The 14,807-nt window shown below is 38.8% G+C and carries 6 protein-coding genes and 2 pseudogenes; 7 read left to right on the top strand and 1 reads right to left on the bottom strand.

All coding sequences use genetic code 11. The features are described 5' to 3' along the window. Nucleotides 1-88: 88 nt before the first annotated feature. From AA84_RS0101140 to AA84_RS16775, 5 genes and pseudogenes are all read left to right on the top strand, one after another. Entirely contained in the window at nt 89-4,810 is a 4,722-nt protein-coding gene (locus tag AA84_RS0101140; RefSeq protein WP_037562619.1) for a DEAD/DEAH box helicase, read from the top strand. 98 nt (nt 4,811-4,908) lie between these two features. Further along, entirely contained in the window at nt 4,909-6,294 is a 1,386-nt protein-coding gene (locus AA84_RS0101135; protein ID WP_201770033.1) for a hypothetical protein, read from the top strand. Between the two features lie 90 nt (nt 6,295-6,384). Further along, nucleotides 6,385-8,640, top strand: coding sequence for an AAA family ATPase (locus AA84_RS0101130; RefSeq protein WP_028975686.1), 2,256 nt, complete (start codon nt 6,385-6,387; stop codon nt 8,638-8,640). 109 nt (nt 8,641-8,749) lie between these two features. Then, nucleotides 8,750-9,010 carry a hypothetical protein gene (locus AA84_RS0101125; protein WP_028975685.1) on the top strand — a complete coding sequence of 87 codons (261 nt, stop codon included), beginning with the start codon at nt 8,750-8,752 and terminating at the stop codon, nt 9,008-9,010. Nucleotides 9,011-9,139: 129 nt separating this feature from the next. Continuing rightward, nucleotides 9,140-9,415, top strand: a pseudogene (locus AA84_RS16775) (transposase); the annotation flags it as partial. 50 nt (nt 9,416-9,465) lie between these two features. On the opposite strand, the pseudogene AA84_RS16770 reads toward AA84_RS16775, so the two are convergent. After that, nucleotides 9,466-10,800 (bottom strand): annotated as a pseudogene (locus AA84_RS16770) (IS3 family transposase); the annotation flags it as partial. Nucleotides 10,801-11,013: 213 nt separating this feature from the next. Here AA84_RS16770 and AA84_RS19590 point away from each other — a divergent pair. Beyond that, nucleotides 11,014-11,214 carry a DUF4357 domain-containing protein gene (locus AA84_RS19590; RefSeq protein ID WP_081791689.1) on the top strand — a complete coding sequence of 67 codons (201 nt, stop codon included), beginning with the start codon at nt 11,014-11,016 and terminating at the stop codon, nt 11,212-11,214. Between the two features lie 251 nt (nt 11,215-11,465). Further along, on the top strand, nt 11,466-14,726 hold the full coding sequence (locus tag AA84_RS0101105; RefSeq protein WP_028975684.1) for a DEAD/DEAH box helicase: 3,261 nt from the start codon (nt 11,466-11,468) through the stop codon (nt 14,724-14,726). Nucleotides 14,727-14,807: the final 81 nt, after the last annotated feature.

The raw sequence follows: 14,807 nt of genomic DNA, 5'->3' as shown, positions 1-14,807 counted from the left end.
AATCTAAATGGAAGATAATAGGTGAATTTATTTATCTTGGAAACCAATATTTAATTTATTTTTATAAGGAGCGGAGGACTTTCTAGTTATGGAAGAAAAGGTAAGTTATAATGTGACATCTCAATCATTCGATAAGATTATCTCTCAATTAGAGCGGGATAACATGGCACAACGAGATCGTGGAACTCTTTTTGAGTTGTTAGTTACGGCATATTTGAAAAATGAACCTATGTATGCACGTTTATTTGATGAAGTCTGGATGTTGACAGATGTTCCTGAAGAGTATGGCATTTCTAAGAAGGATACGGGCGTGGATTTAGTTGCTCGTAATAGAGAAACTGGTGAATTGATTGCTATTCAATGTAAGTATTACTCAAAAGATACAACAATCCAAAAATCTCATATTGATTCTTTTTTAAATGAGGTAGGGAAAAATTATTATGCAGAAGGGATTATTGTAACTTCAACAGATAAGTGGAGTAGCAATGCAAACGACGCATTACTAAATCGAGATAAAAAAATAGCTCGTATTGGGTTATCACAATTACGGGATAGCGAAATTGATTGGTCACAGTTTTCTTTTGATAAACCGCTGAAAATTGAACTAAAATCACCTAAACAACCACGCTCTCACCAGATTCCTGCAATTGATGCAGTCGTAAATGGCTTTGAAAAGACTGACCGTGGCAAATTGATTATGGCTCCTGGTACAGGAAAAACATATACGTCTATGGTTATTGCTGAGAAGATGGCAGAGAAAAAAACGGAACCTTTTAGGGTATTATATTTTGTTCCAAGTATTCAATTGCTTTCTCAATCCTTGAGAGGATGGACTGCTGATTCTAAATATCGTGAGGATATGGATACTTTTGCTGTATGTTCGGATAGAAAAGTTACTAAGAAAGTAAAAGGTGAAAATGAGTTTGAGGATATTGCAGCAGCTGACTTAGGCTATCCTGCAACAACTGATTACCATAAGTTACTGGAGCATCAGAAAGTTATTGATTCATCCGATAGTCAGAGCAAATTTCTAGTTGTGTTTTCAACCTATCAATCGATTGATGTAATTATTGAGGCTCAGAAAAATGGTTTCTATGAGTTTGATTTGATTATCTGCGATGAAGCACACCGTACTACCGGTGCAACAGAAATTGGAAAAGAAGCTAGTGCATTTGTAAAAGTACATAGTAATAGCAATATTAAAGCGAAGAAACGATTGTATCAAACAGCCACACCTCGAATTTATGGAGAGGATGCTAAGAAAAAAGCCGATGAAATGTCTGTGGTTATTGCAGATATGAGTGACAAAGATATTTATGGAGAAGAGTTTTATCGTATTGGATTTGGTGATGCTGTAAATAAGGGAATATTAACTGATTATAAAGTAATGATTCTTGCTGTTGATGAAAAAATGATTGCTCGTCATTTTCAAACTATGTTAGCGAATAAGCGTGATACCGAACTTGAATTCGATGATGTAACCAAAATTATTGGTTGTTGGAATGGATTAATTAAGCGTAAGAGCAATTCAAACGCAATTTCAGCAAATCCGATGAAACGTGCAATAGCTTTTGCCGGTACGATTCGTGAGTCAAAATTGATTAAAGAAATGTTCACTGAAGTAGTGGATATGTACATCAATGAGTCAGGAAATCAATCAGAACCAGTACGAGTTGAAATAGAACATGCAGATGGTTCAATGAATGCATTGCAAAAAAATGAGAAAATCTCTTGGTTAAAAGCGAATGTTCCAGACAACACATGTCGCATCCTTTCTAATGCACGATTCCTTACAGAGGGTGTAGATATACCTGATCTGGATGCTGTCATGTTCTTAAAACCTCGTAAATCACGTATTGATGTGGCACAGGCTGTTGGGCGTGTTATGCGTAAAGCAGAAGGAAAAGATTATGGTTATGTAATTCTCCCAATTGGTATACCTGCAGGTGTTGATGAAAAATCTGTTTTAGATAAAAACGAGAAATATCAAGTTGTTTGGGATGTTCTAAATGCATTGCGTTCGCTAGATGAGCGTTTTGATGCAACCATTAATAAATTGGAATTGAATAAAAAGAAACCCGAGCAACTTCAAGTTGTTGGTGTAGGTGCAGCTCCTGACGAAAGTGAAGGTGGATTTACTGTTGCAGAGCCAGCAACAGAACAGTTGGCTCTTCATCTCGATGAAGAAGAATTTTCAGACATTGAACGTGCAATTTATGGAAAGATTGTAAAGAAAGTTGGAAATGTACGATATTGGGAAGATTGGTCGAAAGATGTTGCTGAAATTGCTCAACAGCACATGATGCGTATCCATGTGATGCTAGAAGATAAAAATAGCGAGGCACATAAAGCATTCCGAAAGTTTGTTTCAGGGCTACGTCACAATATTAATGAGGCTATTTCAGACCAACAAGCAATTGAAATGTTAGCACAACACATAATTACAAAACCCGTTTTTGAAGCATTATTTGAGTCATACAGCTTTGCGAACGATAACCCAGTCTCACGGGCCATGGATGCTATGTTAATGGTTTTGGATAAACAAGGTCTTGTAAAGGAACAAGAAAGATTAAAAGACTTCTATGACAGTGTACGTGTACGTGCTGAGGGCATTGATAATCTTAAAGCAAAACAGGACATTATTGTTCAGTTGTATGATAAGTTCTTTAAAGTAGGTTTCAAAGAAACTACTGAACGCTTGGGAATTGTGTTTACACCTGTTGAAGTGGTGGATTTTATTATACATTCCGTTGAAGATGTATTGAAGAAACATTTCGGTAAGTCAATTAGTGATGAAGGAGTTCATATACTTGATCCATTTACAGGTACTGGAACGTTTATCGTGCGATTACTCCAAAGTGGATTGATTTCTAAGGAAGATTTATTGCGTAAATACACGCAAGAACTTCATGCAAATGAAATTGTGCTGTTGAGTTACTATATTGCAGCAATCAACATTGAAGAAACGTTCCACTCAATTATGAACGGAGAATACAAGCCTTTTGAAGGCATTGTTTTAACGGATACATTTGAAAGTACCGAGAAAGAGGATTCGTTCGAGGATGAGTTGTTTGGCGAGAATAACGATCGTCTTGAAAGACAGCGTAAACAGCCTATTTTTGCGATTATAGGGAATCCACCATATAGTGCAGGACAAGGAAATGAAAATGATAATAATAAAAATATAAAATATGAAAAATTGGACAAAAATATCGCCCAGACTTATGTAAAATTAGCTAGTTCAAAATCGTTGAGAACTTATTATGATTCTTATATAAAGGCATTCCGATGGGCAACAGATCGAATCGGGGAGCAAGGAGTTATAGGTTTTGTAACAAATAGTTCATTTATTGATAAGCCTGTTATGAATGGAATTAGAAGAAGTTTTGCTCAAGAATATAACTATTTATTTATATTGAATTTAAGAGGGGCGATTCGGGGGCGTTCGGGTGATTTAGCTAAACGTGAAGGGCAAAATGTATTTGACATAATGACAGGTGTAAGTATTTCCATTCTTGTAAGAGATGGATCAGAAAATCACAAAATATTTTACAAAGACATTGGAGATTATCTATCACGAAATGAAAAAGTTAATTTGCTTAATCAATGGCAGTCAATAAGAAACACTGATTGGTCAGAAGTAACACCTGATAAGAATGGAGACTGGATAAATCAACGTGATGAAAACTACAATAATTTTATTCCAATGTACGAAGAAGATGTTGATAAGTCAATATTTACTGATAAAACTTCGGGGATAGTAACTAATCGTGATGCGTGGGTATATAACTTTTCCAAGCAAATAGTGTACGAGAACACTAAAAAGTTAATTTCTAACTATAATTCGGAACGACTGAGACTCATGAAGGAAAAAAATAAATTTGAACTAGCAGAAAAAAATGGAAAGATAATCAAGTGGTCTAGATCACTTCGTCAAAAGTTGGAAAACAATATAGAAATTGAATTTTGTGATAAAACAATTGTAAAAAGTATATATCGTCCATTTACAAAAAAATATTTAAACTATGATAAGAATATTATCGAAAGTGCTCGCGGATATTGGAAGGGTTACTTTGATAAACCTAATCTTGGACTAATGGTTTCAGGTATCGGTTCAAGAAAAGGTTTTTCTGTATTAGCTTTAGATTCTATTCCTAGTATGGATATTATGGAAAAAGGACAAGTATTCTTGTTAAATGGTATTGATGAAGGAAAACTATTCAAGAATGATAAGCAGAGCTTAATTTCAGAGATACGATGCAAGGAGTTCGGGTTGAATGAAAAAGAATTCATATATTATATCTATGCAGTTCTTCACAGCAATGAATACCGAAATAAATATGCAAATGACCTTACTAAGGGATTTCCTCGAATTCCAAAATTGAAAAATATGAAAGAATTTGTTCGTGCTGGTGAACAACTTATACAACTTCATTTGTGCTACGAAGAATGTGCACCGTACAAACATGTTGAAGTCGAATACAATTCTCATAGACCGACGTTTCGTGTAAAAAAAATGAAACATCCTAAGCGTGGTCAATTAGACACTATTTTGTTCAATACTGATATTTCCATTTCAAACATTCCTGAGAAAGCGTATGAGTACGTTGTAAATGGCCGTCCAGCAATCGAATGGATTATTAACCAGTATCAAGTAAAGACGGATAAGAAGTCAGGTATCGTAGATGATCCTAACTTATATTCCAACGATGAACGTTATATATTTGGCTTGCTGCTACGCATAATAAATGTTTCTGTACAAACAGTAGATTTGGTAAACAGCTTGCCACCATTGGAAATTGTTAAGTAATCATGATGTTTAATTTTCTAAACGAACAGTTTTTGTTGTTACTCATAAATCAAACTACCAAATGACTCGATATTTCTATGGGGAGAGAGGATGAGGTTATGTCAGTATTCGTTTCAGAAGAGTTGAGATTATGTAATGAATTAGAAAACTTAGGTGTGTTTGATGCGCTACTAGATATGGATAGTAATTATTTCATTAATATTAAGCGTTTAAAGGTCACACAGGTACCTGAATTTGCTAGATCATATGATAAAATCAACAAGTATTTTGGTGAGATTGGAACTTTACTCAAGTCTTCCAATAATAAAGAAGATAAGCTTTTCAGGACAGCAATTAAGAAATTCAATTTTCCAGAAGTACGTGGAATTAATCTTGGGTTTTCTAAGGGTAGGTATGGAGCAGGGTTCGGAAAGACGTTAAAAGAACAGATTATGAAAGATGCGTATGACATAATTAAAAGTGGTTCTGAACAACCAGAAATTTTTCATTTGACAAGCCTTTTTGAAGAAAATGTTGGGCCAGATAGGCTTAGTGATATGATAGCTAGTCTAATCTATGATGACATTGTTGTGTATACTAAAAGGATTTGTAAGACTCTAGATATAAATAAGGACAAACATCCTAATATTGAGTTTAAGAATGGGCTAATGATTAATCCATACAAGAAATGTGAACTTTTGTTTCTGCCAGTAGATCTATTGCATGAACTTCCAATAGCGAGAGATTGGGACGATATTGATCGAGTTTGTTCAGAAAATGAAGCGATAAGATCAGAAATAAATGAATTGATAGGGGACAAATGGAAAAAAATAACAATCAGTCAAAAGAAATACTACATGAAAGAGTTCATCTTTAAAAATCCAGCAATATTACGTAAAGTTATATCTAACTATAAAACCACTGCTGTTAATCAATATGACATTAATAAAAATGTGGATTATCTAACTGAAAAAATAATTCATATAATTTATAAGAGGTCTAATGTTGTTCTAGAGTCTCATAAAAATTCCTATGATTCAACGCTGGAAATACTGGATGGATATAAGCATTGGGTCGAAAACCAAAAAGGCTATTCTGTTTATGAAAAAGCAAGTAGCAAGAATTCAGAAAAAATAGTGCAAAGAACATTACATGGGGTCGCAAATTACTATTGTGCTTTTAATGGTTTGGACATCAGCCCTGAGTCTAATACTGGCAGAGGTCCAGTTGACTTTAAAATAAGTAGAGGGACAGATAAGACTGTTATAGAGATTAAATTAACATCCAATAAGGATATATTGCATGGCTTTGAGGTTCAAATAGAAGAATATGCAATGTCAGAAGGAGCAAAACACAAGATCTTTTTAATTGTAGACAATGGGGTGCACTCAGAGAGAATTCAACAGGTAGAGGCTAGCTACCAAAGAAAAAAATCCTTTAATGAGAACCCTGCACAAATCATTATTATAGATGCAAAACCAAAAGCATCAGCCAGCAACTTTTAATTCTCTAGACATAAGTAACTTATGAGAACATGAATCATTTATGGATACGGTTGTTAATTTTAATTATTTGATTAGTGGGGAGGGATAAAGATGATTAAAAAGATAAATATGAATAAAACAGCGACCTTTGACGAGTTAGGTTGTAAATTAAGTTTAAAGAAAATCAATTATATTTTTGGAAGTAATGGAACAGGAAAAACAACAATTTCAGAGTTTTTAAGAAGTAAAGAAAGTTCTTCGTCATGTAGCATTGAATGGGAGCACAATACTCCCCAGGATATTTATGTTTATAATAGACATTTTGTTGATGAAAACTTTAATGTACGTAATGCGATAAAAGGTATCTTTACTTTAGGTAAGGAATCTACTGACTTGTTGAATAAGATCGATGAAATCTCAGGTGAAATAGTAAAGCACAAGGAAAAAATAGGAAGATTAGATAGTAACATTGATACAGTGAAAGTAGAAATAGAGAATGTAGAGACAAGATTCATGAATCAATGCTGGGATGTAAAATTGAAATATGATGAAGCATTCAAAAAAGCTTTTAAGGGTCTTCGTAATAAAAAAGAATATTTTATGTCACGATGCGTAAAAGAAGCGAAAAATAATGATTGTGATCTACATACATTTATTGATTTGAAAAAAAGAGTCGAGTCCGTATTTGAGGGGAATAAAGATAAGATTAGATCGATACCAGAAATATACTATGACGTTTCTATTGAGAGAAAGCCAATTTTTAAAGAAAAAATTATAGGCAAAGAGGATATAAATATTTCTAAACTGATTTCTAAACTGAACATTAGTGATTGGGTACGACAAGGACGGAATTATATTAATCTCTCTGATGATTTATGTCCATTTTGCCAACAAAAATTGCCACTTAAATTCAAAGAATTATTAGATGAATATTTTGATGAAACCTATACTGAACAATTAGCACTCCTTAAGTCCTCCTCTGAAAATTATTCCAAAGTAATCCAGTTAATTTTAGACAAGCAGCATTTTTTAACAGATGAATATATGCCTTTTGGTGACATTGGGAAAATCAAACATTTTTTCGAAATGATAGATTCGATATATAAAGAAAATAAACAAATTCTTGAAAAGAAAAGTAGTGAACCAAGTAGAAGTGTTGAGTTAAACCCGATCGCTAAATATATAAAGCAAATCAATGAAGAAATTAGACAAATAAATACGCAAATAAATGAACATAATCGGTTAATTGATAATATTAAAGAGGAGAAGGCGAAACTAACAAAAGATATATGGCGTTTTGTCGTTGAAGAGAACAAAAGAAATTATGAATATTTTAAGAGCGAATCTACTTCAAAAAATAGAGCATTATCAGGAATGAAAAAGCGAAAAGTTGAAATAGATGAATTTAGTAGAAAATTAGAGCAAGACATTATTCAACATCAGAATCAGCTTACCAGTACATTACCTTCAATAAATGAAATAAATAAACTGCTTAAGTGTTTTGGTTTTACAAACTTTCATTTAGATGAGTCGGAAGAAAAAGGTAATTATAAAATTGTAAGAGAAGATGGATGCGACGCCAATGATACATTAAGTGAAGGAGAAAAGACTTTTATAACATTTTTGTACTTCTATCAGTTAATTAATGGTAGCAATGAAAAGGGAAAAGTAAAAACAAAAAGAGCAATTGTTATAGATGATCCTATATCAAGTCTTGATAGCAATATACTTTTTGTTGTTAGCAACTTAATTAATGGACTAAAACAAAAAATAAGAAATAACGATTCCACTTTTAAACAATTGATAATATTTACTCATAATGTTTATTTTCACAAGGAAGTTTCGTTTAATATAGGTCAAGGAAGTCAAAAATTAAACGATGAAACATTTTGGATTTTAACAAAAGTGTATAACGTATCTCATGCTAAAGAATACAATGAGAATCCAATTAAAAATTCATATGAGTTATTGTGGAAAGAATTAAAGGATAATCCCAATCCAATAACTACACCAAATATTATGAGAAGAATACTGGAAAACTATTTTAAGTTTTTCGGCAATATTGATGTAAATAAAATAATAGAAGGTTTTCCCGAAGAGGATAAGGTAGTTTGTCATTCTTTGCTTTCATGGGCTAATGATGGTTCACATCATGTAAATGATGATCTATATGTAGATATTAACCCAGAGTCAAGTAGAATTTATTTTGATGTATTTAAGAGAATATTTAAAAACTCTGATCAAGGAGCACATTTCGATATGATGATGGGAGTTCAACGAGGTGAATCTGAAAAAAATAAAGACAAAATTGAGGGAATTAATGAAAGCCAAGGTGAGGTTGCAGCAAGTAAGGAAAAACTAAGTTGAATTTGTGTAAATTAGACATTAAATATGAAGTAGCCAACTGTTATAGAAGTTAGAGTGATGAGATGCTAGTATATTTCAAATGATAAGCAAGATAATGGAGAATAATCTGATGAGCAAAAATGATTTGAACATTTTATCATTAAACGTAAACAATTTTGGTGGAAACCAAATAAAAAAAATAACTAAAGACTGGAATAGCCCAGATCAGGTTTTAAGTCGATTGATAAGAGCGATAGATATATGGCAGTACATAATGAAAAGTAAAGCTCAAATTATTTTGTTGGAAGAGTTTGAAAATAACTCTAAAGTTGGTAAATGTTTCATTAAACTGCTTAAAAGTTCTGGTTTCACGATAGTTAGGGTTTGCTGAACATACAAAAAACGTTGATACGGCAGGATTTATACGCCTTTTTGTCGAATAGATAGGCAAGGAAAAGAAACGATTTTCCGGGCTTTTCCGGAAAAAAACCTTGCAGACCTTGCAGATGGAGCGATTCAATTGTACAAAAATCAGGAACATCAGTTGATAATGCCGGACGACTTTTTTCTCCCTTTCGGGGGCGTTTTGAATAAAGAGGATCGATGGGTCATCCTGGCTCAAATCATTCCCTGGTGGAAAGTTGAGGAACACTATGCCGCTACCTTCAAAAAAGCCACGGCGAAGGGAACCAAGCCCTTTTCGGCCCGTTTGGCTTTGGGTGCTCTGATTATCCAGCAGCGCCAGGGCACCTCCGACCGGGAAACGGTGCTGCAGATCACTGAAAATCCATACATGCACGAACTGCACGAACAGAACTACGACCGTGTTCGAAGTAGTAATCTACTGTCCTGAACCGAGACGCCTTGCCAACTTTGGTTGTAGAAAAACTCAGTCTTAAGATGCCCAAAGAGGCTCTCCGCTCGAGCGTTATCGGGCGTACTTGCCTTTTTCGACATCGAACGAGTGAGCTCGTATTTCTCCATCAAGGCGATCCAGGCAGGCCAGCGATAATGCGCGCCACGATCTGAATGGACGACTGGCTTCTCGTTGTCATTGAGTGTCTCAGCTGCTGCTTTAAGCATTGTTGAGACTAACTCTGCGTTCGGACTTGTACCGATAGACCAGCTCGTAATCTGCCCATCAAAGCAATCAATGATTGGTGAGAGATAGACTTTGCCTGCTTGAATCGAAAACTCCGTGATGTCTGTGAGCCACTTCTCGTTAGGACGATCTGCGGTGAAGTCACGTGCTAAGAGGTTGGGAACGGCCGGCGTGATCTCACCGGCGTAAGAGCTATACTTTCGACAGCGTGTAACCGTGACATACAGGCCTTCTTCTACCATTAGGCGTCGTACAACCTTCTCAGAGAGACGGATACCTTCATCGCGAAGTTCCCCTGTCATTCGTCGATAGCCATAGCTGGAATAGTTCTGCTTGAAGATAGCGTGAAGCCGAGGCCGCACCTGCGCATATTTGTCCTCTCGGGCCATTGCCGTGTGTTGGTAGAAGTAACTACTCTTGGATAGCTGGAGCGCAGCCAGGAGTGTCTTGAGTGGATACTTTAAATGTAGGGCATCAATCACTTGAACCTTCTCCAGGTTCGTGAGGTTGAGCTGATCGATGCCCAGATCTTTTTTTAAGAGATCATTCACCTGGAGAAGGATATCATTCTGGAGCTCTAGTTCTTGTGCCCTTTTTAGTAACTCCTCGTGGTTCAGCGAAGTTAGATTACGAGGAGCAACCCGACTCACAGCGTCACACGGCGCTTTCTGTTTTAGTTTAGCGACCTGCATAGCGGTGGTATTTGACTTTACCACACGTGGCTTTATTGGGTGTTTCACTCGATCCGGGGCAACGGTAATCTTGTGCTCAGTATACCGAGAATCTTCCCGTACCCAGATGTCTAGCAGAGTGCGGGAAGGGAAACCAAGGATGCGAACTGCACGAACAGAACTACGACCGTGTTCGAAGTAGTAATCTACGGCTTCCTTACGCTGAGAATCTGTGTACTTTCCACGACTCCGCTCATCAAAGGCATGAGCGTCTGATTCGTATTGCCTAACCCATAACTTAAGGGCGCTTCGTGAGGGATAGCCCAGTTCACGAAGGACTTGTGCCCATGCTCGATCGTATTGATGGAATAGCTGAACTGCTTTGAGTTTATCTACGTTAGAATACATGATTTATAGTATACCCGAAGTCCAGGATTTTGTCCGCACGTCCTAGTGGTACATATCATTGGCCGTAATCAAAAAGGAAGAAGATGGTACCAACCAGGTTTACATTGGGGGAGGCTGAGAATGTTTTTGATCGTTTGAATCAGCATCTTTCAAGTAAAGAGTTTTGGACTGAATGCATCGTATTCGGCGGTCGCAACCCACGTAACGAACTCAATGCCTTCCTCTTTAAAAAAATTGCGAAATAAACTTATTTCTGAACGTGCTATTGATAAAAGCTATAGATTCACAGAGGATCGGATATTTTCTAGCCCGTCATTGGCAGCGGCAGTTGTTATGGGCCGAAGTGCGAATGGCAGAACTGAGTGGAAAACTCAAGAGGGACAAACGTTGAAATCGGTTGAAACGGAAATTTAATAAGTTTTCCTAAGTAATTTTTCAGCACAACCTCACACCGTTTGGAAAATCAATTACGGTCGTCAACCTTCAATCGATCTTATGGTATAGTGAAATCAGAAAGATTCAGAGAGATTAGTTGCTAGTCTTTTCGCAAGTACTGATACGGCGATCGTTACAGGGTTATGTTGACAAAGTGTTCATGTCTTGTGATTCGCAGGTCATGGGCATGAACGTGATCCGATAAATTGATGGAACAGGTGTGTTATTTAATGGGAATTCAACTCACAGAGGAAATGATTAAGGGCTTATTTTCGTCGACGATTTATCAGCGTGGACACAGGTACTATGCAAACGGGCGTGTCCGGGATTTTCATTTTGATCCGGAAGGCGGGGACTGGCAGGCATCGGTTGACGGGACGGAACCATACCGTGTCAGTATCCGTATTGACGATCAATCGTTGTATAGTCACTGTGATTGTCCGGCGGCTCGAAGTTTTCCAACTCCTTGCAAGCATGTGGCCGCTGTTCTTCTTAAACTTATGGAGGATCAGCAAAATCTGCGGAAGCAAGCGGGACATCAATCATCAGGGCGCAAGGTGGCATCGACGGCCGCGCGCACTGCTGAGCGTGGGCGCTTGCACCGGGAAGAAGTGCTCACCAATCGGCTGATTGATCGCTTCTCTTGGCTTCAGAAGAAGGAAAGTGATCGGGAGCGAAGCGGGCATAAACGGATGATGCAGACGGAATGGACGCTTAAGAACGACGGTTCATGGTTTGTTCTGGAGATGAAAAGCGGTGTTGACCGGTTGTATGTGGTCAAGGACATCCGCGATTTTATCCTTTCCGTGATCGATCAGACCTCGTTTACATTTACAAAAAAGTTTTCCTTCGATCCATTGGAACATGGCTTTTTACCGGAAGATCAGGCCGTGATCGATTTGCTTGGCAAGCAGATGAACTATAGAAATTACCGGAATCTGCAGTATGCCTATACCGGCAGACGCACAGTCAATGATGACCGCCAATTCACGATTCCCCCGGCTCTATTTCCTGAACTCTTGACGAAACTGCAATCCTGTTCTGTTTTTCTTGACGATCGCTATTGGGGGCGCAAGCAGGCCGTCGTTCATGAGCATGAACTGCCCTTTGCGCTTCGGCTCGATGAACGTTCCGATGGTCATTATGAGGTTGATCTTTCCGATTTGGAGGGCTGTCAGTACTTAGATGAATATGGGTGTCTGATCAAGGATGGCGAATTATATCCGCTTTCTGATGCGCAGAGCGCGTTTGCGAGCCATCTGGTTTCGATTGTCCGCTATGACGGATTGAGCGCGCTGCCGATTGGAAAAGATCAGATCGAGCCGTTTCTGTCTCAAGTTGCACCGGGTCTAAAGAAAATCAGTCAGCTCAGTATTGCCGATCAAGTGTCGGATCGGATTGCTTCGTACCCGTTACATGCGAAAGTGTTGCTCGACCGTGCAGGGGAACAACTGACGGTTCAGCTCGAATACCATTACGGCGATGCTATGGTGAAGCCCTTTGAGAACGATCGCAGCATCAATTCGGACAAGCAGATCTTTATTCGTGATGTGGATAAAGAGCAGAGGATTATGGATCTGCTCGAGTCGGCTCCGTTAACCATGAACAATAGAAAGGTCTGCGCCGACGGGGAGGAGGCTATTTGTACCTTTTTGTTTGAAACGCTTCCGAAACTGGAAGATCTGGCGGAAATTTTGATGACCAATGCGGTCAAGTCGTTTGTGCTGCCGGCGCAGAACACGCCGTTTGCATCCATTGATGTGGACTCCGGTGGCAACTGGCTGGAGGTGAACTTCCAGATCGAGGGCATCGCGGAGGATCATATCGAGAGGATTCTTCAGTCGCTTGTGGAAAAGAAAAGGTATTATCGCCTGCCAAGCGGCGCATTTATCCCATTAGAGGACGAGGCGTTTGCGTCTGTCGGACAGATGCTGGACGAGCTGAACATTTCGAAGCATGAGTTGCAGAATCATCAATTGAAACTGCCGATGTATCGGGGTGGACAGCTTGAATCCATACTCGGGGAACAGCATGCAGGGATCGGAATCAGCAAGGTGTTCCGACGCTTCCTCAATCGTTTGAAGAATCCTGACTTGATTGACTTTGATGTGCCGGAATCGCTGCACGCACAGCTCAGAGATTATCAGTTTTATGGCTATCAATGGATGAAAACGCTCGGTCACTATGGACTTGGTGGTATTCTTGCGGATGAGATGGGTTTGGGTAAGACCATACAAACGATCGCTTTTCTTTTATCGGAAAAAGAGAAGGATTCGACAACTCAGCCGGCGCTCATTGTGTCCCCGGCTTCTCTAATCTACAACTGGAAAAATGAGCTGGCAAAATTTGCCCCGGACTTGCATGCAGTGGTCGCCTCCGGTACTGTGCAGGAACGAGAGGACCTGTACCAGCAAGAGGCGAAACCGGATCTTTGGATCACGTCCTACCAAACGCTAAGACAGGATATCGGTACCTATGAGAATCAGGAATTCAGCACGCTGATCCTTGATGAGGCGCAGACGATCAAGAATTTTAACACAAAGACGGCGAAATCCGTCCGTGTCGTCAAGGCCCGGAATCGCTTTGCGCTGAGCGGTACGCCGATCGAAAATTCAATTGATGAACTCTGGTCGATCTTCCAGACCATCCTGCCCGGATTTTTTCCAAAGCTTTCCGATTTCAAAAAAATGGATCAAGAAAAAATTGTGAGAATGATTCGTCCGTTCCTACTCCGTCGCATCAAAAAGGATGTTTTGTCGGAACTTCCGGACAAGATTGAGACGGTGCATACCTCTGAGCTGACGAAAGAGCAGAAGGAACTCTATCTGGCCTATCTTCAGAAAATCCAGAAGGAAACGAAGGATTCCCTTGAAAACGAAGGCTTTCAAAAGAGCCGGATGAAGATTCTTGCCGGCCTCACCCGTCTGCGGCAAATTTGTTGTCATCCCGCTCTTTTTGTCGAAGACTATCAAGGCGCGTCCGGGAAGCTGCAGCAGCTTTTGGAACTGATTTCCGATGCACTTGAAAGCGGCCGGAGAATACTTATTTTTTCTCAATTTACCAGTATGCTGGCGATCATCCGCCAGGCGTTTACGGAGCAGGGCGTGAGCTTCTTTTACCTTGACGGACAAACTCGGGCGAAAGATCGGGTCGAGATGGTCGATCAGTTCAACCAAGGAGAGAAGAATGTTTTTCTAATTTCGCTAAAGGCTGGAAATACCGGACTTAATCTCACGGGTGCCGATACGGTGATCTTGTATGATCTGTGGTGGAATCCCGCGGTCGAGGATCAGGCGGTTGGCAGAGCGCATCGAATCGGCCAACGAAACGTTGTGCAGGTCGTGCGGCTGATCACCCAAGGCACGATTGAGGAAAAAATTCACGATCTGCAACAAAATAAACGCGATTTAATTGAATCCGTCGTTCAATCCGGCGATCAGTCGCTGTCTCGGTTAACTGAGAAGGATATCAAGGAGATTTTAAATATCTGAGTAATTGCTCAGCAGTGTGCGGGATAATCTGGTTGATGAAGAATGCCAGATCGTGATTGACCGGTGCACAGAAAAGTTGAA

It is taken from the genome of Sporolactobacillus terrae DSM 11697 (assembly GCF_000648615.1).
GTDB classification, from domain to species: Bacteria; Bacillota; Bacilli; order Bacillales; family Sporolactobacillaceae; genus Sporolactobacillus; species Sporolactobacillus terrae.
This window is presented reverse-complemented; position numbering and strand designations above follow the sequence as displayed.

What these genes read in the sequence shown, in the direction of transcription:
- AA84_RS0101125 (WP_028975685.1), top strand. Translation starts at nt 8,750, where the DNA reads ATGAGCAAAAATGATTTGAACATTTTATCATTAAACGTAAACAATTTT.
- AA84_RS0101135 (WP_201770033.1), top strand. Translation starts at nt 4,909, where the DNA reads ATGTCAGTATTCGTTTCAGAAGAGTTGAGATTATGTAATGAATTAGAA.
- AA84_RS0101105 (WP_028975684.1), top strand. Translation starts at nt 11,466, where the DNA reads ATGGGAATTCAACTCACAGAGGAAATGATTAAGGGCTTATTTTCGTCG.
- AA84_RS19590 (WP_081791689.1), top strand. Translation starts at nt 11,014, where the DNA reads ATGCCTTCCTCTTTAAAAAAATTGCGAAATAAACTTATTTCTGAACGT.
- AA84_RS0101130 (WP_028975686.1), top strand. Translation starts at nt 6,385, where the DNA reads ATGATTAAAAAGATAAATATGAATAAAACAGCGACCTTTGACGAGTTA.
- AA84_RS0101140 (WP_037562619.1), top strand. Translation starts at nt 89, where the DNA reads ATGGAAGAAAAGGTAAGTTATAATGTGACATCTCAATCATTCGATAAG.